Origin of the sequence: Caulobacter henricii, from assembly GCF_001414055.1 — a bacterium.
GTDB lineage: Bacteria > Pseudomonadota > Alphaproteobacteria > Caulobacterales > Caulobacteraceae > Caulobacter > Caulobacter henricii.
This window is the reverse complement of record NZ_CP013002.1, coordinates 186,610-206,330: the sequence shown is the minus strand read 5'-3', so window position 1 is coordinate 206,330 and position 19,721 is coordinate 186,610. Positions and strand designations below refer to the sequence as shown.

General features: G+C 66.6%; 15 protein-coding genes. 7 read left to right on the top strand and 8 right to left on the bottom strand.

All coding sequences use genetic code 11. The features are described from left to right. Positions 1-300 precede the first annotated feature (300 nt). From AQ619_RS00915 to AQ619_RS00900, 4 genes are all read left to right on the top strand, one after another. On the top strand, positions 301-2,295 hold the full coding sequence (locus tag AQ619_RS00915; RefSeq protein ID WP_207205009.1) for a TonB-dependent receptor: 1,995 nt from the start codon (positions 301-303) through the stop codon (positions 2,293-2,295). A gap of 121 nt (positions 2,296-2,416) precedes the next feature. Further along, positions 2,417-3,247 carry a DUF547 domain-containing protein gene (locus AQ619_RS00910; protein ID WP_062142952.1) on the top strand — a complete coding sequence of 277 codons (831 nt, stop codon included), beginning with the start codon at positions 2,417-2,419 and terminating at the stop codon, positions 3,245-3,247. Beyond that, positions 3,247-3,963: a TVP38/TMEM64 family protein gene (locus AQ619_RS00905; protein WP_062142948.1), complete on the top strand. Its 717-nt coding sequence runs from the start codon at positions 3,247-3,249 to the stop codon at positions 3,961-3,963. The genes AQ619_RS00910 and AQ619_RS00905 overlap by 1 nt, the downstream gene beginning before the upstream one ends. Further along, positions 3,960-5,381 (top strand): dihydrolipoyl dehydrogenase family protein, encoded by a 1,422-nt coding sequence (locus AQ619_RS00900; RefSeq protein WP_207205008.1) that lies wholly within the window; start codon positions 3,960-3,962, stop codon positions 5,379-5,381. The genes AQ619_RS00905 and AQ619_RS00900 overlap by 4 nt, the downstream gene beginning before the upstream one ends. Before the next feature lie 127 nt (positions 5,382-5,508). On the opposite strand, the gene AQ619_RS00895 is transcribed toward AQ619_RS00900, so the two are convergent. Beyond that, entirely contained in the window at positions 5,509-6,645 is a 1,137-nt protein-coding gene (locus AQ619_RS00895; protein WP_062142945.1) for an NAD(P)/FAD-dependent oxidoreductase, read from the bottom strand. 52 nt (positions 6,646-6,697) lie between these two features. Then, positions 6,698-7,513, bottom strand: coding sequence for a DUF1499 domain-containing protein (locus AQ619_RS00890; protein WP_062142942.1), 816 nt, complete (start codon positions 7,511-7,513; stop codon positions 6,698-6,700). Positions 7,514-7,676: 163 nt separating this feature from the next. Between AQ619_RS00890 and AQ619_RS00885 the strand changes: the two genes are divergently transcribed. Genes AQ619_RS00885 through AQ619_RS00875 form a run of 3 tightly spaced genes read left to right on the top strand, consistent with a single transcriptional unit; the run spans position 7,677 to position 9,926 of the window. Then, entirely contained in the window at positions 7,677-8,645 is a 969-nt protein-coding gene (locus AQ619_RS00885) for a radical SAM protein (protein WP_062151106.1), read from the top strand. Beyond that, positions 8,642-9,334: a TIGR04283 family arsenosugar biosynthesis glycosyltransferase gene (locus AQ619_RS00880; protein WP_062142939.1), complete on the top strand. Its 693-nt coding sequence runs from the start codon at positions 8,642-8,644 to the stop codon at positions 9,332-9,334. Before AQ619_RS00885 ends, AQ619_RS00880 begins: the two co-directional genes overlap by 4 nt. Beyond that, on the top strand, positions 9,324-9,926 hold the full coding sequence (locus AQ619_RS00875; RefSeq protein WP_062142935.1) for a TIGR04282 family arsenosugar biosynthesis glycosyltransferase: 603 nt from the start codon (positions 9,324-9,326) through the stop codon (positions 9,924-9,926). Before AQ619_RS00880 ends, AQ619_RS00875 begins: the two co-directional genes overlap by 11 nt. On the opposite strand, the gene mtnP is transcribed toward AQ619_RS00875, so the two are convergent. The 6 genes from mtnP to AQ619_RS00845 all read right to left on the bottom strand — a co-directional run bounded on the left by mtnP (position 9,904) and on the right by AQ619_RS00845 (position 19,658). Continuing rightward, a complete protein-coding gene (gene mtnP / locus AQ619_RS00870; protein ID WP_062142933.1) occupies positions 9,904-10,785 on the bottom strand; it encodes an S-methyl-5'-thioadenosine phosphorylase in 882 nt (293 codons plus the stop codon). The two genes, AQ619_RS00875 and mtnP, sit on opposite strands and share 23 nt — an antisense overlap. 340 nt (positions 10,786-11,125) lie before the next feature. Next, entirely contained in the window at positions 11,126-11,917 is a 792-nt protein-coding gene (locus AQ619_RS00865) for a SapC family protein (RefSeq protein WP_062142929.1), read from the bottom strand. Between the two features lie 144 nt (positions 11,918-12,061). Beyond that, positions 12,062-14,098, bottom strand: a complete 2,037-nt coding sequence (locus AQ619_RS00860; RefSeq protein ID WP_174515169.1) for a TonB-dependent receptor — start codon at positions 14,096-14,098, stop codon at positions 12,062-12,064. A gap of 136 nt (positions 14,099-14,234) precedes the next feature. Continuing rightward, positions 14,235-15,113: an N-carbamoylputrescine amidase gene (gene aguB / locus AQ619_RS00855; protein ID WP_062142923.1), complete on the bottom strand. Its 879-nt coding sequence runs from the start codon at positions 15,111-15,113 to the stop codon at positions 14,235-14,237. After that, complete coding sequence (locus tag AQ619_RS00850; RefSeq protein WP_062142920.1) at positions 15,110-16,111, bottom strand: agmatine deiminase family protein; 1,002 nt, start codon at positions 16,109-16,111, stop codon at positions 15,110-15,112. Before AQ619_RS00850 ends, aguB begins: the two co-directional genes overlap by 4 nt. 148 nt (positions 16,112-16,259) lie before the next feature. Next, positions 16,260-19,658, bottom strand: coding sequence for a TonB-dependent receptor (locus AQ619_RS00845; RefSeq protein WP_062151103.1), 3,399 nt, complete (start codon positions 19,656-19,658; stop codon positions 16,260-16,262). Between the last annotated feature and the right edge of the window lie 63 nt (positions 19,659-19,721).

The following is a 19,721-nucleotide window of genomic DNA, read 5'->3' as shown; positions in this document are numbered from 1 at the left end:
TGATCGGGGCTGCGCCATGAGCAGACACTGGAATCGCTCCGGGAACCGGAAATTCTACGCAGTGATCAAGTCAGGCGCGCGCCCTGCGAAGGGTCACCCTGACCCATTCGCTCGGATTACTCTTCGTCCTTGCGATGCCTGACCTGGCCACAAATTACGCAGGCGTTTGTATTGATATTGATAATCGGTCGCAGTAGAAGGCCCGCGCTTTCTTTGGTCAGGTATCTACTCGCGATGCGTTTTCTTGTGGCCTCAGCCGCTCTGGCTGCAATCCTGCCGACAGGCGCCATGGCACGGGATATGGCCACGGAGGTGGGAACCATCATCGTGACGGGCAAGACACGGGGCTATGTCGCGGTCAATTCCGTGACGGCCACGAAGACTGACACCGCGCTGATCGATGTGCCGCAAAGCATCAATGTGGTCACGCGAGAACAGCTGGATGATCAGGCCGCCCACAGCCTGTCTGATGTCCTGCGCTACGTCGCCGGCGTGACCATAGGCCAGGGCGAAGGCAACCGTGACCAGATCACGCTCCGCGGCCAGAACACGACCGCCGACTTCTTCCTCGATGGCGTGCGCGACGACGTCCAGTACTACCGAGGCCTCTACAACCTCGAACGTGTCGAGGTGCTGAAGGGACCCTATGCTCTGATCTTCGGCCGGGGCGGCGGGGGCGGCATCGTCAACCGGGTCCAGAAAACGCCCAACGGGGCAGCTCCATTTGCCGGTGGCCGGCTGTCGACCAACAGCTTCGGGGCCTTTGACATCTCGGCTGACGTCAATACGCCCTTGGGCGAGAGGGCTGCCTTCCGACTGAATGCCGTTTACGAGGAAATGGCCAACCACAGGGACGCCTTTGAGGGCCAGAGGTTTGCCGTAAACCCCTATCTGGCTGCGGATCTCGGTGGCAGCTGGCGCGCCGGCCTCTCCTACGAATATGTCAATGACGAGCGGGTCACCGACCGGGGTGTGCCATCGCTGAACGGCCGACCGATCGAGGGGTACCGCGACCAGTTTTTCGGGGTGCCCGGCGTAAATCAGGCAAGCCTGGAAGCCCATATCCTAAAGGGCCGGATCGACGGCGAAATTGCCCCGGGCCTTTCGGTTTCGACCACCGTTCTCTTCGGCGATTTCGACAAGGTCTATACCAACGTCTACCCCAATGGCCCGGCGACGAGCCAGACTGGGGGCGTGCCCTTGGCGGCCTATACCGACCCGACGACCCGCGAGAACCTTCTCGTTCAGAGCAATCTGCTTTGGGATACGAACACCGGGCCTCTGGACCACCGCATCCTGTTTGGACTTGAGTACGGCGATCAGACCTCCGCAAATCAGCGCCGCAACGGGGTCCTGGCAAACGCCACCTTCAGCCTCGCCAATCCGGTGTTTCCGGCCGTCACCTTTGGCGCTCTGACCCGCGACACGGTTTCGACCGTCGAGACCGTATCGGCCTATGTCCAGGACCAGGTCAGTTTTGGAGACCGGTTCGACATCGTCGCCGGCCTGAGGTTCGACCGGTTCGTTATCGACGGCGTCGATCTTCAGCCCGCTGTCGACCGACCGTTTTCGCGCACGGACGAGAAGGTGTCGCCGCGTCTTGGCCTGATCTTCAAGCCGAAGCCTGGCATGTCACTCTATGCCAGCTACAGCCGTTCCTTTTTGCCCCGCGCGGGCGACCAGTTTCTCACCCTCTCGACAATTCAACAGAACCTTGAGCCTGAGCGTTTCAACAACAGGGAGCTCGGTCTGAAATGGCAGGTGCGGTCGAACCTGATCCTGACGGCGGCCGTGTTCGAACTTGACCGGACAAACGCCACGACCCCCGACCCGAACAACCCCGCGCTGAGCATCAATGTGGGCGAGACCCGGACGAAAGGGCTGGAACTCGCCGCGACGGGGAATATCAACAGCCGATGGCAGGTCAGCGCCGGCTATGTGTGGCAGGACGCCGTGCTCGCAGGCAATGCCTTCGTGCGGCTTGCCCAGGTGCCCGAGCAGCAGTTCAGTCTTTGGAACCGGTTCAACCTGACCGACCGGCTTGGTCTCGGTCTGGGCGTCACCCATCAGTCCGACCAGTTTGCAGCGATCCGGACCAGTCATGCGACCACGCGACTGCCCGGCTTCGTCCGCGTCGATGCCGCCGCCTTCTATAATCTTTCAGAGAGCGTGCAGGTCCAGCTGAATGTCGAAAACCTGTTCGATGAGACCTATTTCCCGGATGCTCACAACAATGCCAACATCTCGACCGGCGCGCCGCTGAATGCGCGCCTGACCATCAGCGGGCGGTTCTGAGCATCGCATTCGCCGAAGGTTGAAGGCGCGGTGGCCTCATCTGGCTTAACGTCCAGTTAGGCTCGGAGACTGTGGCGTCGGGGCGGCCGACCCTAAACTCTTCACCTGCGAGGTTCCGAGCATGGCCGACCTGAAGAGACGCGGCTTGATCATCGCCGGAGCCGGACTGGCGACGGGTCTGATCGCCCGTCCCGCCGCAGCCCGGGATCTGGCGGTCTTCGCAGACGGTCAGGCCGGGCGCGCCACGGTGGTCCATGCCGCGTTTGACGCCCTGCTGGCCCGCTGGACCCACGATGCAAACGACGGGGTGGTGCGGGTCGACTATGCCAGCTGGCGTCGATCAAACCCCGACCGCGACGGTTTGGGCCGCTATATCGAGAGCCTGTCGGCCGTGGATCCCCGAGCCCTGAACCGGCCGGAACAGTTCGCCTTCTGGGCCAATCTCTACAACGCCCTGACCCTTCGCGAGGTCATCGACGCCTGGCCGGTCAGGTCGATCCGGGACATTCGTTCATCTTTGCTGGTCGCCGGCCCGTGGAAGAAGACCGTCGCCCGGGTTCGCGGTGTCGACCTCTCGCTGGATGACATCGAGCACGGAATTCTGCGCAAGGGATGGTCGGATCCGCGCGTCCATTATGCGGTCAACTGCGCCTCGTTCAGTTGCCCCAATCTGCCACGGAAAGCCTGGCGGGGTACGGGACTGGGTCCGACGCTGGACACCGCCGCGCGCGCCTATGTCAATCATCCCCGCGGCGTGACCTTCAAGGGCGCGGCGCTCACCGTGTCCTCAATCTACAAATGGTATTCGCGTGATTTCGGCGGGTCTGACCCACGGATCATCGGCCACCTCGCCGCCTATGCGGCAGCGCCCCTCAAGGCCCGCCTTCTCCAGGTCGACCGGATCGCTGGCGACACCTATAACTGGTCGATCAATGACATGGAAAACCGCTGATGAGCCTGCTGAGACGCTTTCTTCCGTTACTGCTTCTCGCGGTCCTGGTGGTCGCCGTGTTTGCCAGCGGCGTGACCCGCTACCTCAATTTCGAGGCCCTGCGGACCCATGAAGCGGCCTTGCGGGCCTTTGTCGGCGAACACCTGATCCTGGCCCTGCTCAGCTTCATGGCCGTCTATGCCGTGGCCACGGCGATCAGCCTGCCCGGGGGCCTGGTCCTGACCCTGACGGGCGGCTATCTGTTTGGCCCCTGGATCGGCGGCGGGGCGACCGTGGTCGGTGCCACGATCGGGGCTATTCTGGTGTTCTATGCGGTCCGCACCTCGCTGGGCGAGGTCTTGCGCCGGCGCGCCGAGGCCTCGGGTGGGACACTCAAAGCGGTCATCGATGGCGTTCAGGCCGGGGCCTTCGGCTATATCCTGACCCTCAGGCTGGTGCCCCTGGCACCCTTCTGGATGGTCAATATCGCCGCCGCCCTAGCCCATGCGCCACTGCGTGCCTATGCCCTGGCCACCTTCCTGGGCATCATGCCCGCCACCTTCATCTATAGCGGCATCGGTGCCGGGATCGGCGATCTGATCGCCCGCGGCGAAACGCCGAACGCTGGTGCGATCTTCGAGCCCCGAGTCCTCCTGCCCCTGATCGGGCTCGGCCTGCTCTCGCTGGGCACCACCCTCTATCAACGCCGCCGCGCCAGAACCGGAAACGCCCTGTGACTTCCAAAACCCTCAAGGTCGACATGGTCGTGATCGGCGCGGGCGCGGGTGGCCTGTCCGTCGCTGCCGGGGCCGCTCAGCTGGGCCTCAAGGTGGTGCTGTTCGAAAAGGGGGAAATGGGCGGCGACTGCCTCAACTATGGCTGCGTTCCCTCAAAGGCGCTGATCGCAGCCGCCGAAGCCGCTCATCAGGCTCACGCCGCCTCGGCGCTCGGCGTCCGGGTCGGCGAGGTGTCGATCGACTTCTCCAAGGTCATGGCCCACGTCCACGCCGCCATCGCGGCCATCGCGCCCAATGACAGTCAGGCGCGCTTCGAAGGCCTGGGCGTGCATGTGGTGCGCGAGGCCGCCCGCTTCATCAGTGATCGGATCGTCGCCAGCGACAGCCTGCGCGTCAGGGCGCGAAAGATCATCGTGGCCACCGGCTCCCATGCCGCCGTGCCACCGATTCCCGGCCTCGACACCGTCCCCTACCTGACCAATGAAACCCTGTTTGGCCTGACGACCCTGCCAGAACGCCTGATCGTCCTGGGCGGCGGCCCGATCGGCGTCGAGCTCGGCCAGGCTTTCCGCCGACTGGGCTCGGAGGTGGTGATCATCGAGGCCAATGCCCTGCTGGGACGCGAAGACCCGGCGGCCGCCGCCGTGGTTCTGGCCCAGCTCCGCGCAGACGGCATCGAGGTCATGACCGGCAGCAAGGCCACGCGGATCACGTCCGGTCCCGTGGTTGAGGTGGAGGCCGATGGCCAGACCCGCACGGTCACAGGCTCGCACCTTCTGGTCGCGGTCGGGCGCAGCCCGGCCCTGAGCGGACTGGACCTCGACAAGGCGGGCGTCGAGACCGACCGCAACGGCATCATCACCGACAAGTCCCTGCGCAGCAGCAACCGGCGTGTCTATGCGGTCGGCGACGCCGCCGGTCGCGGTCAGTTCACGCATCTGGCCGGCGCGCATGCCTCGCTGGTCGTGCGCCGGACGATTTTCGCCCTGCCGGTCAATGCCGACGCCCTGCAGACGCCGAGGATCACCTATTGCGATCCGCAACTGGCCTCGATCGGGCTGGGCGAATCCGAGGCCCGTGCGATCCATGGCGATGACCTGCGCGTCGAGCACTTCGACTTTGCTGAAAATGACCGGGCCATCGCCGAGGGCGACACGCGGGGCTTCGGCAAGCTGGTCACGACGAAAAAGGGCAAGATACTCGGCGTCACCCTCGTGGGCCGTCAGGCCGGCGACCATATCCATCTGTGGTCCCTGGTGATGTCGGCGGGGCTCAAGCTCAGTCAGATCACCAGCATGATCGCGCCCTATCCTACCCGGGGCGAAATCGGCAAGCGTCTGGCCGGCCAATGGTACACCCCGGCCCTGTTCTCTGACCGCACACGCAGACTGGTGGCGATCCTGAAGCATTTCGCCTGAGGAAAGGGCCGCGACCGCGCGGCCGTGGCTAGAGCCCTTTCCGACCTGATGGCTTCATCAGGGCCGGGCGAAAAGGGCTCTAAATCAAAAGTTTAGAGCATTTTTCGATCCGATAACCGTTTCACACTTATCGGAAAATGCTCTGAGGTCTTGAAGCCGGCGGTGCCCGCATGCGCCGGATAAAGCCGAGATCGAGATAACGCTTCAACCCCAGCGCGGCCCGGCCCAGCAGCCAGAGCCGGCCGCGCACCGCCAGGCCCCGGCCATCGCCCAGATCCATGATCGCCAGCCAGCGGGCCTGCGGATGGTAGGGCCGGGGGGGCCGGTCATGACCCTGGGCCGCCAGGTTGTTGAGCAGGACCGGTGCCGCGCGAACGCCGAAGACGCCTGCCCCCGGCCGCGCGTAGCCCTCGATCACGGCGCAGTCCCCGACGGCGAAAATGGCGGGGTCGCCGATGGCCTGCAGGGTCGGCGAGACTCGCAGCCGGCCCTGTCCGTCCAGCGGTAGTCCGAGCTGGCCGATCAGAGGCGGGGCAGAGAGCCCGGCCGCCAACACCAGGATGTCACAGGGCTCGAGCGCGCCATCGGCCAGTCGAACGCTGTCGACCGTTCGCGCCACGACAAGGCCGGACCGAAAAACGGTCCCCCGCTCAGCCAGGGCCGCCGACAGCCGGGACCAGGCGGCGGGCGGAAGCCCAGCTCCGTGGCTAGGCGCAAACACCGTGACCCGGGGCCGGCCGTCACACCGCTCGACAAGGCCGCAGAGGCTGGCGGCGAGTTCCAGCGCGCTATGGCCGCCCCCCGCGACCACGATCCGCGGCGCTGCAGCGCCCGCCGCCGCCTGCGCCTCGATCCGGGCGCGCAGGGTCAACAGCTGCGACAGAGGCTTGACCGGCCAGACCCCGGGGCCGCCGATCAGGCCGTGCGGATCAGCGGTTACGCTGCCGATATTCAGCGACAGGCGGTCATAGGTTTCGGTCGCACCATCGGCCAGGGTCAGGAAGCGGGCAGCCCGATCAACCGCCACGACGGACTGGGCCAGATGGCGGACGCCAAATGCCGCCGCCAGGGCCCCCACATCGATCTGGGCCTCATCCAGAGCCAACGCGCCTGAGAGCACGCCGCTGGCCAGCCCCGAATAGTGAAACAACTCGGGCGCGATCAGGGTCACCGTCAGCCCTGCGGCACGCAGCCGGGCGGCTTGCCGCACGACGTGCAGATGCGCGTGGCCCGCCCCGACCAGGGTCACCGACCGTGCCGTCACGCGAGCAGCGCCCTGGGACAGCGGAAGAAGACGCCCTGACGTGGCGCGCGCCTCAGGTTTTCAGTCCTGCCGAAACCCGCGCCAGATAGGTTTCAATACGTTTGGCGTTGGCACCCAGATCGCTCAACCCGACGCGTGAGATGGAGCGCACATCGACCCTGGAGCCCCGCCCTTCGGCACCCGAACGCACGCGCACGACGACATCATCCTTGAACCCGAACCAGAAGGTCCCCGCCGTTGCCTCGATCACGCCAGCCTGCGGGTCCTGGGTCACCACGGTCCAACCCATGTCCTTGGCAGCTTTTAAAGCGGCAGCGAAGGCTGTCGTCGGTGCGACATCCAACGCGGCCGTCCGCAGCCAGGGATAGGCCTCATGGCCGACCTGCCCCAGACTCTTGCTGCCATATTTGGCGAACCGGGGATCGCGGTAGGGGTCCGCGGCGACCAGGGGTGCCTTCAGGTCCGCCACGGGATTGGCCTCAGCCGCCGTCCGGATGGACAGCAGGGCCGGGCTCGGGGCCGGCGGATCGGCAATGTCGGTGGCGACGTCGTGGATCGGCGGGATGTTTGCCGCCTGGGCCCGCACCCAGCCCAGATAGCCCAGGCCGGCCGCGGGGATGATCAAAGCGACCAGCGCCGCCGCCCATGCGGTCCGGGGACGGCGGATCAGGACCAGGATCAGGGCGACGAGGGCGATTACGGCCGCGGCCAGCAGCAGGCGCGGTCCCCACTGAATGATCAGCACGCCAAGCCCGATGCGCCAGGACCAGAGGCCAAACTTCACCCCCAGGGCGGAGACCAGGAACCAGACGGGGACCAGCAGGGACAAGGTCAGGGCTATCCCGGCGAATTTCGATCTCGACAGCATGATGGTTCTCCTCTGTCCGGCGACCGTTCCACGAACCTCGCCGCGACGCCAGAGCCCGATTTCCAGACGCCCCGGTGAAACCCTTGCACCGCCCAGGCTGAATCTGGTCGCTCGACCCGCTCGGCTCTGGGACGAAAGGCTCGAAACTGGCACAATGGACGCCATGACGACGATCGCCTCGCCCTTCGCAACCCATCGTGCCGCTGCCGGGCCCGGCCGCTTCGTCGACCCTTTTGTCACGGCGGACGGATCGCCCCGTGCCTCGGTCGCCCAGACCGCGCTGGAAACCCTGTGGTTCAACACCGGGACCCTGTGCAACATCGCCTGCGTCAATTGCTATATCGAGAGTTCCCCGACCAATGACGCCCTGGCCTATCTGAGCCTGGAAGACGTCACCCGCTATCTCGCCGAGATTGCCGAGACCGGCCTGCCGACCCGCGAGATCGGCTTTACCGGCGGCGAGCCGTTCATGAACCCGGACATCCTGGCCATGCTCGACGCCGCCCTCGTTGCGGGCCATCAGGTTCTGGTCCTGACCAATGCCATGCGCCCGATGCTGCGGTGGGGCGAGCGTCTGAGCGATCTGGCGCGACCGCGTCGCGACCGCCTGACCTTCCGGGTCAGCCTCGACCATCACACCCAGGCGGTCCACGACGCCGAGCGCGGGACGGGATCCTGGGACAAGGCCTGGGAGGGTCTGGACTGGCTGGGCGAGCAAGGCCTTCGCGTCGCGATCGCCGGTCGTCGACTGGCCGAGGAGAACGAGGCCGCAGCACGGCAGGCCTATGGCGACCTGTTTCACGCACGCGGCCTGGCCGTCAACGCCGAGGACCCCTCGACCCTGGTGCTGTTTCCCGAGATGGAAGCGGACCGCGCCGTGCCGGAGATCACCGAGGCCTGCTGGCAAATCCTCGACCGGGCGCCCGAACAGATGATGTGCGCCACAAGCCGCATGGTCGTGCGCCGCAAGGACGCGGCCGAGGCTGCCGTCGTCGCCTGCACCCTGACGCCCTACGATCCCCAGTTCGAACTGGGCCGGACCCTGGCCCAGGCCTCCGGCTCAGTTCAGCTGAACCATCCTTTCTGCGCCCAGTTTTGCGTCCTGGGCGGTGCCAGCTGCAGCGCGCCATGACGTCACCTGGCCCTGGGCTGGAGGACCTTGCCGTGATCCTGCCCGTGCTCAATGCCGGCGAACGCCTGGCCCAGACCCTGATCACCCTGCCTGCGGTGGGTGAGGTGATTGTCGTGGACGGCGGCTCCGTCGATGACACCGTCGCCCGCGCCGCCGCCCATGGCGCGCGGGTCCTGCACTCTGTCCCGGGGCGCGGCCAGCAACTCGCCCTCGGTGCCGATGCCTCAACCAGCGCATGGCTGCTGTTCCTGCACGCCGACACTCGGCTCGACGCGTCGGCCTGGGCGGCCTTGGCCAACCATATCGCCGCCCCCCAGCGGCAGGCATGTGCTGGAGCCTTCCGTTTCAGGCTCGACGACGCCGCCTGGCAGGCTCGACTGCTGGAATGGGGCGTCGGCCTCAGGGTCGCCCTCCTGGCCCTGCCCTATGGCGACCAGGGCCTGCTGATCCATCGCGACCTCTATGCCGAGGTCGGGGGATTTGCCGCCCTGCCCCTGATGGAGGATGTCGACCTGGCGCGCCGCCTGGGCCGCCACCGACTTCGCCGGCTGGACGGCGCCGCCGTGACCTCGGCCGAGCGCTGGCGTCGCCGCGGTTGGGTCCGCCAGAGCGCCCTGAACCTGCGCTGCCTGGCGCTCTATTTTCTGGGCGTCGCCCCGGCCCGGATCGCGACGCTCTATGGGCGCTGAACCAACCCAGCAGCATCTTGTGCTGTTCAGTCGGCAGCCGCGCTACGGCGTGGGCAAGCGCCGGCTCGCCGCGGATGTCGGGAACCTGGAGGCTGTACGGTTCGCTCGTGCGGCTCTGGCGCGTCTGCGTCGCACCCTCGGCCGCGACCCGCGCTGGACCCTGTGGATGGCCGTTTCGCCGGACCGGCCGACGGACTGGGCCGCGCCGGCCCGGGTCATCCCCCAGGGACCGGGCCATCTGGGCGAGAAGCTGGAACGGGTCGTCCGGGCCCTGCCGCGCGGACCGGTGGTCATCCTCGGTGCCGACACCCCGACCGTGACACGTCAGGACGTCGCCAGGGCCTTCGCTGCGCTCGGCAACCACGACGCCGTGTTCGGCCCGGCCCGCGATGGCGGCTACTGGCTGATCGGTCTCCGTCGTCGGCCACGGATGCATCTGCCGTTTGAAGGCGTCCGCTGGTCGACCCAGCACGCCCTCGCCGACACTGTGGCCAACATGCAGACCCTCCCCGTCGCCCTGCTAAGGCTTCAGGAGGACGTCGATGACGGGGCGTCGCTTCGGCGCTATCTCAGCCAAGCGCGCCGGGGCTGAACCGCCTGGGGCAGATCCCCGCCAGCTTGCCTGCCAGGACCGGATCCCAGGTCGAAGGATCGGTGACGATCGCCTGGTCGAGGCCCGTGTCGATCGGTGAGGCCGGCCGGGCCTGCGGCAGGCCGCGCGCCAGCTCGGTCAGCATCCGCCGCGCCGTCTCGGCATTGGCCTTCATGGTGGCCAGGACCCCCGCGACCTCGACATGGGCCGTATCGGCTCGCCAGCAGTCATAGTCGGTGACCATGCAAACACTGGCATAGGGCAACTCCGCCTCACGGGCCAGGCGGGCCTCCGGCATCGCCGTCATGCCGATCACTGAACAGCCCCAGGCGCGGTAGAGCTCACTTTCAGCGCGGGTCGAGAACTGCGGGCCCTCGATGGCGACATAGACGCCGCCCTCGACCGTCACGGCGCCCGCCGCGCGCGCCGCCGTCGCCGCTGCGGACGACAGGCTCGGACAGACCGGATCGGCCATCGAGACGTGGGCGACCAGCCCCGGGCCGAAGAAGGACGCAGGCCGCGCGACGGTCCGGTCGATGAACTGATCGACCACGACGAAGGTCCCGGGCGGCAGGTCTTCCCGCAACGAGCCGACCGCCGAAACCGAGACCAGGTCAGTACAGCCCGCCCGCTTCAGAACATCGATATTGGCCCGGGCATTGATTGCGCTTGGTGGAATGCGATGGCCCTGGCCGTGGCGCGGCAGGAAGACCAGGCGGACCCCTTCAAGAGTTCCGGTGACCAGATCGTCGGATGGCGCGCCCCACGGCGACTCCAGGCGGAGGGTCTCCCGATCCGAAAGTCCGTCCAGGTCGTACAGGCCCGAACCGCCCATGACGCCGATCACCCAGTCCTTCATGCCGTTCCTCTCTGAACCCAGTCATCCTTGATACGTCATCCGGCGGCGATGGGACAGACTGGCCTTGCAAGCCCAGGGGGCGTTGGCAGCCCAGGTTTCGGGGACCCCAATTTGATCCGTTGGCGGCCGGGGATGAAGAGCCCGTTCCGATATCTTGACCGCTCACCCGAGGCAGCCCGCCCTGTCCGCACGCGCTACCATACCGGCGATATCGCCTATCCCCAGGCGCTCGGCGCCCAGCGGGGACGGCTGGGGAGCGAGCTAGCCCTGCCCAAGAAAAAGGGCGGCGAAGCCGAAGCCTCGCCGCCCTTGGTCTCGACCTTCCCGAAGGAAGGAAGTCTTAGTTCACGACCACACCGGCTGCGGCCGCCTGGCGGACCATGGCGACGGCGATCAGGCGGTCCCAGCCGACCAGCGACACGAGGTGCGCATAGATCTGGGCCAGGGCGCCATTGGCCTGCAGTTCCTTCAGCTTCTCGACCGGCAGGGCGTTCAGCTTCTCTTCCGAGACGCCGTAATACTCGGCGACGGTCTGGGGCTGGCCCGGCTGGCCGGCTTCGTCGGTCGGGGTGAAGATGGCCGACTTCAGCTCGAACAGGTCGTTGTCCTTCAGCAGCTGCACGAAGGAGTCGGTGCGGCGGCGTTCGGCTTCGAAGTCGTCGCAGAACTTGATGCAGTTCTGGGTGTATTCGGTGGGCTCGCCCTTGTCGTCGAACAGGGCGGTGTCGCCGGTGTCCGACAGCAGGCTGGAGCCCTTGTCGATGCAGACGATCAGACGGTCCTGGGACTCGTCATTGGCCAGAACGAACGGATAGCGGCGGATATAGGCCGGGATATAGACGCCCGGATCGATCGAGCCGTCGGCATTGACGAACAGGTTCTCGCCGTTGTTCAGGCCCATCACGGCCAGGGGAACGCGGTCCTCGCCGGCGAAGATCACCGGGAACGACAGGGCGGCCGGGGCGAACTCGGTGACGGTCAGCGGCACGGCCGTTCCGGTCTTGGCGAAGCCATAGGGCTTGTCGTTGTGGACGAGGGCCAGCTTGGCATGTTGCTCGCGGTTCAGCGGCTCAGGCGAGACGTAGAACAGAACGTTGCCGGTGATGCCGCCGGCGGACTGAGTCGATTCCATTGATAGCTCTACAAAAAAGCTGAAAGGACGGTCGCGCGAGCGGCCGTAGAGGGCTGGGCGCTTCTAGCCGATCCCGGCCAGCCCGGCAATCGACCCGTCCAGAACGGGGATAAGCGCCCCCGTCCATTCCACTGCCGGGCGAGCCTAGAACCGCCAGGCCAGGCCCGCGCGGACCGTGCGCCCAGCCGACGGGGCCAGATCCTTGAGGAACGAGGCGTGCTCGCGGATCTCCTCATCGGTCAGGTTGTGGCCGTCGAGGAAGAGGCGCAGCTGGCCGTCGCCGCGTGGCTTCCAGGCCACGGAGGCGTTCAGGGTCGTATAGCCGTCGGTTGCCAGTTCGCCCTGGGCGACCCGGTCCTGCTCGCCGACCCGGCGGGCCTCGAAGCGGGCGGACCAGTAGCGGGCCTCATAGACCGCACGGCCGCTCAGAGCATAGGACGGGATGCGGGCCGGCGGGCCCAGATCGGTGGCCCCGCGCACGAAATCGCCGGAGGCCTCCAGGGTCAGGCTCTGGTCGTCCTTGTGCCAGGCCTTGTAGCTGGTCTCGACCTCGAAGCCCCGGAAGTCGGCCTTGGTCTGGACATTGCGATAGACCGCCAGGCCGTCTTCCTCGGCGCCGGTCGGGCGCAGGTCGATGAAGCCGTCATAGCGGGCGGTGAACAGGTGCAGGTCGGCGCTCAGGCGCTCGCCGCTATAGTGGGCCGTGGCCTCGACCGACCAGGCGATCTCCTCGCTCAGCTTGGGATCGCCGATCTCGAAGCCGCGCGTGGCCGCATGCGGGCCCTCGGCGAAGAGCTCGGCCTCGGTCGGGGCCCGGCTGTTGCGCGACAGGGCGATGCCGAAGAACACCGCGTCGGACGGACGGGCGAAGACGCCGACCGAGCCGGAGAGGTTGGTGAAATCAGCCTGGCCCTTCAGGCTGTCGAGCTCGCGATAGTCGATCCGCAGCCCGCCCTCATAGCCCCAGCCGGCCTTCTCGACCCGTTGCTGGGTGAAGGCGCCAAATTCGGTGATCTTCGTCTTGGGGACATAGGCCTCGTCGCCCTGGGCGTCGAAGTTGCGGCGCAGGGCCTGGACGCCGACCGCGCCCTTCCAGCCGCCGCGCTCGGCCTGGACCAGCTCCAGCCGGCCTTCATAGCCGTCGGAGGTGAACCTGGTGCCGACCGCCTTGCCCTCGAACTCGGTGTGCTCATAGTCGGCATGGCCGGCCGAGACGCGCAGCTTGGCGAACGGGCCGAAGCCCTTGTCGTACTCGCCGCGCAGGTCGATGCGGGTCTGGGTCAGGCCGATGGTGACGGGATCCTCGCCGCCGTCCTCGTGGGCGTGGCCGGGGACGCCATAGGTCGTGTCGGTGGTCTTGACCGAAACCCCGATGAAGCCGTCAGCGCCGATATAGGAGACACCGGCCCCGATCGCTTCCAGCTCGACGGCCGTATTGGCCAGCTTGCCGCCACCGCCGTCGGCGGTTTCGCCTTCGGCAGCCAGCAGGCGGCGCGATTCCGCATAGACCGGGATCTTATAGTCGTCAGCCTGGCGCTTCAGGCCGTCCAGGGTCAGGACCAGGGGCCCGACCGCCGCGTGGATGGCGCCGGAGACGGCATAGCTGTCGTCACCGGTCGCGCCCGAGGCCAGCAGCCGGCCGCTATAGCCGCCTTCCGGGGCACGGCTGGCGATGCGGTTGTCGATGATGTTGATCACCCCGCCGATGGCAGAGCCGCCATAGGCCAGGGCCGCCGGGCCGCGCAGCACCTCGATGCGCTCGGCCTCGCCCGGATCGGTGGCCACCTGGTGGTCGGGCGACAGGGCGCTGGCATCGATCTGGCCGACGCCATTGGTCAGGACCTGGACGCGGGGCCCGGCCAGGCCGCGCACGACCGGACGGCTGGCACCGGCCCCGAAGGCAGTCGAGCGGACGCCCGGCATGCCGCTGAGCAGGTCTCCCAGGCCGGTGGGCGGGGCCAGGTCGAGTTCGGTACGGTCAACAATGGCCACGCTGGCCGTCAGGTTGTCGGCCGATACCGCATAGGGGGCGGCGGTGACCACGACCTTGGAAACCTCAGTGTCACCGTCAACCGCTGCGGGGGGCGCAGCCGGCGCGGCCGGGGCAGCCCAGGCCTGGGCAGTGGTGGCGAGGCTCAGGGCCACAAGGCTGACGGCGGAGAGGCAGGCGCGGCGGGACATCATAAACTCCAGGCTCCCGATCGCGGCGGCGATCAGAATGGCGAAGTGTTATGAAATAACATATCTACTCGTCAAGCGCCCACTGACGCTCCAGCCCTATAGCCTGCCCTTGCCGGAAACCCGGGCAGGCCGCCCGTCAGGCCGGGCGCGGACTGGCCAAGGCCGAATAGAGGTCCGAACGACGGTCGCGGAAGAAGCCCCAGGCCGCGCGGTGGGTCTGCAGGTAGTCGAGGTCGAACGTGGCCGCCACCAGCCCTTCCTCGTCCCGGCCCAGCTCACTGACCAGGTCGCCGCGATGGTCGGCGATGAAGCTGGAGCCGTAGAACAGCTGGCCGCCATTGGGATAGTTGTCCCAGGGCTCGAAGCCGATGCGGTTGGCCCCGATCACGGGGATCACATTGCTGACCGCATGGCCCTGCATGGCCCTCTGCCACGGCAGGGTGGTGTTGAGGGTCGGGTCATGCGGCTCGCTGCCGATCGCGGTCGGATAGAACAGGGCCTCGGCCCCCATCAGGGCCATGGCGCGGGCGGCTTCCGGGTACCACTGGTCCCAGCAGATGCCGACGCCGAGGCGGCCGAAGCGGGTATCCCAGACCTTGAAGCCGGTATCGCCGGGCCGGAAATAGTACTTCTCCTGATAGCCGGGACCGTCGGGGATGTGGCTCTTGCGATAGAGGCCCAGCATCGAACCGTCGGCGTCGGCCATGACCACGCTGTTGAAATAGTGCGGGCCTTCGCGCTCGAAGATCGAGATCGGGATCACCACGCCCAGCTCGCCGGCCAGGGGCGCGATGGCCTTGACCACCGGATGCTCGCGCCACGGATGGGCCTCGGCGAACCACTTTTCTTCCTGGGTGACGCAGAAATAGGGCCCCTGGAACAGCTCGGACGGCAGGATCACCTGGGCCCCGCCGGCCGCCGCCTCACGGATGAAGGCCTCGGTCTTCTTGATATTGGCCTTCAGGTCCATCCCGTACGAGGTCTGGATCGCGGCGACGTTCAGGGTCCGGGTCATGCGGGCTCCTGCTGGCTGATGCAGTGGAAGGATCCGCCCCCGGTCAGGATGGCGGTCGAGGGCAGGCCGATGACCTCGCGCTCGGGGAACAGGCCCTGGATCACCTCGACGGCGAAGGCTCCGGACTCCTCGGCATAGACCGGCACGATCACCGCCTCATTGGCGATCAGGAAGTTCATGTGCGAGGCCGGCACGATCTCGCCGTCGTCATTGAGAATGCGGCCCGGCGACGGAACCCTGACCACCTGCAGGGGCGAGCCGCGGCTGTCGGTCATGCCGGCCAGCAGGCGGGCGGTGTCGGCATAGACCTCGGCATTGGGGTCATCGGTCCCGAAGGCCATCGGACAGGCCACGACGCCCGGGGCGACGAAGCGTGCCAGGTTGTCGATATGGCCGTCCGTGTGGTCGTTCAGCAGACCATCGCCCAGCCACAGCACCTTCTTGACGCCCAGGGCCTTCGACAGGGCTGCAAAGGCCTTGGCCTCGTCGAAATCGCCGTTGCGGTTCTCGTTGAGCAGGCACTGGCGGGTGCTGAGCACGGTGCCCAGACCGTCGTGGTCCAGCGAGCCGCCTTCGAGCACAAAGCCGTTGCGGGTCAGGGGGGTGCCGGAGGCGGCCGCGATCTGCTCGGCGACGATCTCGTCGCCCTCCATTTCATACTTGCCGCCCCAGCCGTTGAATTCGAAGCCGGCAGCGACCGGCCCTTCGGCGGTCTCGATGAAGATCGGGCCCGTATCGCGCAGCCAGATGTCGCCAAACACGCCGCGCACGATTTCGACGGCGGTATCGGACAGCAGGGCGCGAGCGGCGGCCTCGGCCTCGTCGCCCGCCACCATCAGCCGCACGCGCTCTCCGCCGGGGCCGGCCAGGGCACGGGCCAGATCGGCCACTTCCTGCTGGGCGACAGCCAGGTCGTCCTTCCAGACCTCGGCATGGCTGGGAAAGCCCACCCACATCGCGCGGTGCGGTGCCCATTCGGCGGGAACAGTCGGGGTCATGTGTCGAAGGCCTGGGTGACTAGGGGTGGCGCAGATGGCCCCTGACGGGCCGGGGGTCAAGCGGGGGTTCTAGCAAATCCCTGCGACAAAACAAAAAGGGCGGCCCGTTGCGGGGCCGCCCTTCCTGTTCGTCGCGGTGACGGGTTCGTTAGAACTCGTAACGCAGCGAGATCTGCATGGTCCACAGCGAGTTTTTGACATCGCCACGGGTCTTCGTGATCGAGGTCGGAACCAGCGAGTAGACATAGGCCGGGCAGGTGGCGGTCGCGGTGGCGGCCAGGGCGGTGCCCGTCGCGCTCACGCAGGCTGCGCGAGCCAGGGTGGTGGCATCGCCGTATTCCTCGACCTTGCCCCAGTCGCGATCGATCAGGTTCAGCAGGTTGCGGATGTCGAACTGGACCTTCAGCTTGTGGCCGTCGATCAGGGTCGGCAGTTCCTGGCTCAGCTGCAGGTCGACGCGGTTGATGTCCTTGTTGGTGTTCGAATACTTCTCAAGGATGCCCGGCTTGAGGCCGAACTGGTTCACATAACCGATGAACCGGTCGCGGTTGGCGGCGTCGATGAAGAAGACGTTGCCGATCTGCAGGTCAGCGGTGTTGGTGTCGGCCTTGATGTCCGGCACGAACAGCAGCTGGGCGGCGCGGTTCACACCGAACACCTGGCTGCGGCCCGAAGCGGCGTCGGCCATGGTGAAGCCGAAGGGGCGACCCGAGGTACGCTCAGCAAACAGCGAGATGCGGGTCTCGTTGTCGCCGAAGAACTTCTTCCGGTAGCCGGCTTCCAGCTTGTAGCGGTCCTTGATCTCTTCCAGGGCGGTGCCATAGGCGTCGCGGGCCGGATCCAGGCCGGCCGGAACGCTGTTGTACAGCGAGCCGGCGGTGGTGCCGAAGCGCAGGCCGGCATTGGACTCGTCGATATTCTGACGGGCATAGCCGAGGCCCAGGTCCAGACCGAAGTCGAAGGACTTGGACAGGCCGACGCCGAAGGTGAAGGCCTGACCCTTGTCGATATTGTTGGTGATCAGGTCGCGGTTGTCGCCCGGGTTGATCGACGACACGCCCTGGGCGGCGCGCGCGGCGGCCGACAGGGTCAGACCGTCATAGCGCGGACGACCGTCCGGGGTCAGGGCGCGCTGGCCGTTGATCACCAGCGGCTGGGCGCGGGTGTCCATGAAGGTCACAGCGTCCTGGGCCTGGGTCGCAACGTACTGAACGTCGAGGTTCCAGCCGTCATACACTTCCCAGTTACCGCCGAAGTACAGCTTCCATTCGGCCGGCAGTTGGAAGGCCGGGTTCAGGGCGATGACTTCGTTGTTCGGGTTGATGCCCGGGGTACCGGCAAGCTTGCCTTCCTGGAACGACTTCACAATCGCCGGGATCTGATAGCCGAAGCCCGAGAAGGCATTCAGGTTGTCCAGGGCGGCGCTGCCGACAGCGGCGTTGAAGCCCGGGGTGACGGCAGCCGAGGTCGAGGCTTCCAGATAGCCGTTGGCCCCGGTGCAGTTCGACGCAGCGGTGATGCAGCGACGGATGGTGGTGCCGGCGATCTCATAGCCGTTGTTGTAGAACGGCGTGGCGAACAGCACTTCCGGCTGGCCGCCCGAGAACAGGCCAAGGCCAGCGTTCAGCTTCAGGGTGTCGGTCACGCGCCAGGTCGCCGAGACGCGCGGCATCAGGATGCTCAGGCCGTCCAGGGTCTTGGTGTTGGTAAAGCCGTTACGCGCCGTGAAGTTGGGGTTCGTGGTCGGAACGTCCTTCATGTCGATCCAGTCGAAGCGGAAGCCCGCCGTGACCTTGATGTCGTCGGTGACGTCGATGGCGTCCTGCGCGTAGAGCGAGTGCTGCCAGTACTTGAAGTCGGCGGCGGCATCGATGGCCTGGCCGGTGACCGAGTTATTGTAGGTCAGCGAGCTGGCGCGGCCGGCGGCGAAATCGGCGATCGAGTCGAAATAGTAGGTGCCGCGCGAGTTCGGCACGAACACGTTGAACACTTCCTTCTTCGAGCCCTGGTAGCCGGCCTTGAAGACATGGTCGCCGAACGAATAGGTCGCGGTGCCCTGGAACACGGCTTCCTGGATGTCCAGCTGGTTGGCATGGCGGTTCAGGTCGGGTCCAAAGCGAACCGACGAGAAGCCGCTGGCGCAGCTGGTGATCGTCGAGTTGGTCGGGGCGGTGTCAGCGTTCGGAGCCGCACAGATGGTCACGTCCGAATAGTTCTGACCGCTCTTGGGCATCTGGCCCTTGACCCAGTCACGATAGGTGGCGCGGACGGTCGTCGACAGACGGTCGGTCCAGTCCGAGTTGATCTCGAGGGTGGTGCCTTCGTCGAGATAGGTCGCATCGTACCAGTGCGAGTCGAGGGCGGCCGTGGTGGTGCCCAGGTCGGTTCGCGTGGTGAACACCGACTCGGCGCGGCGATAGCTGAGGCTGGCGCGGTGCTGGTCGTTGATGTTCCAGTCGATCTTGGCCGAGTACTTTTCGTCCGTGACCGGGGTCGAGCGCAGGATCGAGCCGGGCGCGAACTTGCTGCTGTAGTTGCTGTTGTAGATGCCGACGACCTGATCGATCGTGGCCTGGGTCAGGCCGTTGGCGAACGAGTTCGCGAAGCCCGCGCCGGCCGGACCGGTGCCGGTGACGTCAAGGGTTTGGTACTTTTCGTACGAGCCGGCGAAGAACAGCTTGTCCTTCCAGATCGGGCCCGACAGGAAGCCGCCGTAGTTCTTCTGGCTGATCAGCGGCGTGACGCGCAGGCTGCCGATGTTACGACCGATCAGGCCTTCGTTCAGATAGTTGATGAAGGCGCTGCCGTGGAAGTCGTTGCCACCCGAACGCAGGACGATGTTCAGGGCACCGCCCGTGAACGAGCCGTTCTCGACGTCGGTCGGGACGGCGGCGATGCTGAACTGCTCAACGGCGTCCAGCGAGATCGGGCCGCGGGCGGTGGGGAGACCGCCGGTTTCCAGACCGTAGGGGTCCTGGGCGGCGACGCCGTCAATGGTGATGCGGTTGGTGCGCGGGTTCGAGCCGGCGATCGAGATGCCGCCGTCGCCACGGACGTTCTGCGAGACCAGGATGTCGCGGCGGGCCAGATCGCGGACGTCGCGGTTGATCGAGACAACGGCTTCGATCGAGTCGCGGTTCAGGACGGTCTTGGGACCGGCTTCGCTGTTGCCCGAGGCCGCAGCGGTGACCAGGACGGCTTCAACAGCCGTGGAGCCCAGGTCGATGTCGACGCGCTGGGTGTCGGCCAGGGACAGATAGATGTCCGTGACCTTCTTGCCTTCCAGGCCGGCGGCCTGGACGGTGATTTCGTAGGGACCGCCGACGCGCAGGCCGCGGGCGTCATAGGTGCCGTTGGCGCTGGAAACCGTGGTCGAGCGCGTGCCCGACGGCGTGTGCAGGATCGAGACCGTGGCGCCGGCCACCGGCACGCCGCCATCACCCGTCACCGAACCGCGAACAGCGGCCGTCGTTTCCTGAGCATAGACCGCGCTGGACGCAGCGAGCGCGAGCACGGTAAGGGCTGCCCCACCGGCGAGCCTTTTCATCGAAATCATTGCAATCCCCTGATTCTGGCGCGCTCTCGACACACAAGAGAAACATCACGCCCC

Excerpts from the sequence above, each read along its gene's own strand:
- AQ619_RS00850 (WP_062142920.1), bottom strand. The coding sequence starts at position 16,111 with ATGACCCCGACTGTTCCCGCCGAATGGGCACCGCACCGCGCGATGTGG.
- AQ619_RS00905 (WP_062142948.1), top strand. The coding sequence starts at position 3,247 with ATGAGCCTGCTGAGACGCTTTCTTCCGTTACTGCTTCTCGCGGTCCTG.
- AQ619_RS00885 (WP_062151106.1), top strand. The coding sequence starts at position 7,677 with ATGACGACGATCGCCTCGCCCTTCGCAACCCATCGTGCCGCTGCCGGG.
- AQ619_RS00880 (WP_062142939.1), top strand. The coding sequence starts at position 8,642 with ATGACGTCACCTGGCCCTGGGCTGGAGGACCTTGCCGTGATCCTGCCC.
- AQ619_RS00845 (WP_062151103.1), bottom strand. The coding sequence starts at position 19,658 with ATGAAAAGGCTCGCCGGTGGGGCAGCCCTTACCGTGCTCGCGCTCGCT.
- mtnP (WP_062142933.1), bottom strand. The coding sequence starts at position 10,785 with ATGAAGGACTGGGTGATCGGCGTCATGGGCGGTTCGGGCCTGTACGAC.
- AQ619_RS00915 (WP_207205009.1), top strand. The coding sequence starts at position 301 with ATGGCCACGGAGGTGGGAACCATCATCGTGACGGGCAAGACACGGGGC.
- AQ619_RS00910 (WP_062142952.1), top strand. The coding sequence starts at position 2,417 with ATGGCCGACCTGAAGAGACGCGGCTTGATCATCGCCGGAGCCGGACTG.
- AQ619_RS00865 (WP_062142929.1), bottom strand. The coding sequence starts at position 11,917 with ATGGAATCGACTCAGTCCGCCGGCGGCATCACCGGCAACGTTCTGTTC.
- aguB (WP_062142923.1), bottom strand. The coding sequence starts at position 15,113 with ATGACCCGGACCCTGAACGTCGCCGCGATCCAGACCTCGTACGGGATG.
- AQ619_RS00875 (WP_062142935.1), top strand. The coding sequence starts at position 9,324 with ATGGGCGCTGAACCAACCCAGCAGCATCTTGTGCTGTTCAGTCGGCAG.
- AQ619_RS00890 (WP_062142942.1), bottom strand. The coding sequence starts at position 7,513 with ATGCTGTCGAGATCGAAATTCGCCGGGATAGCCCTGACCTTGTCCCTG.
- AQ619_RS00860 (WP_174515169.1), bottom strand. The coding sequence starts at position 14,098 with ATGTCCCGCCGCGCCTGCCTCTCCGCCGTCAGCCTTGTGGCCCTGAGC.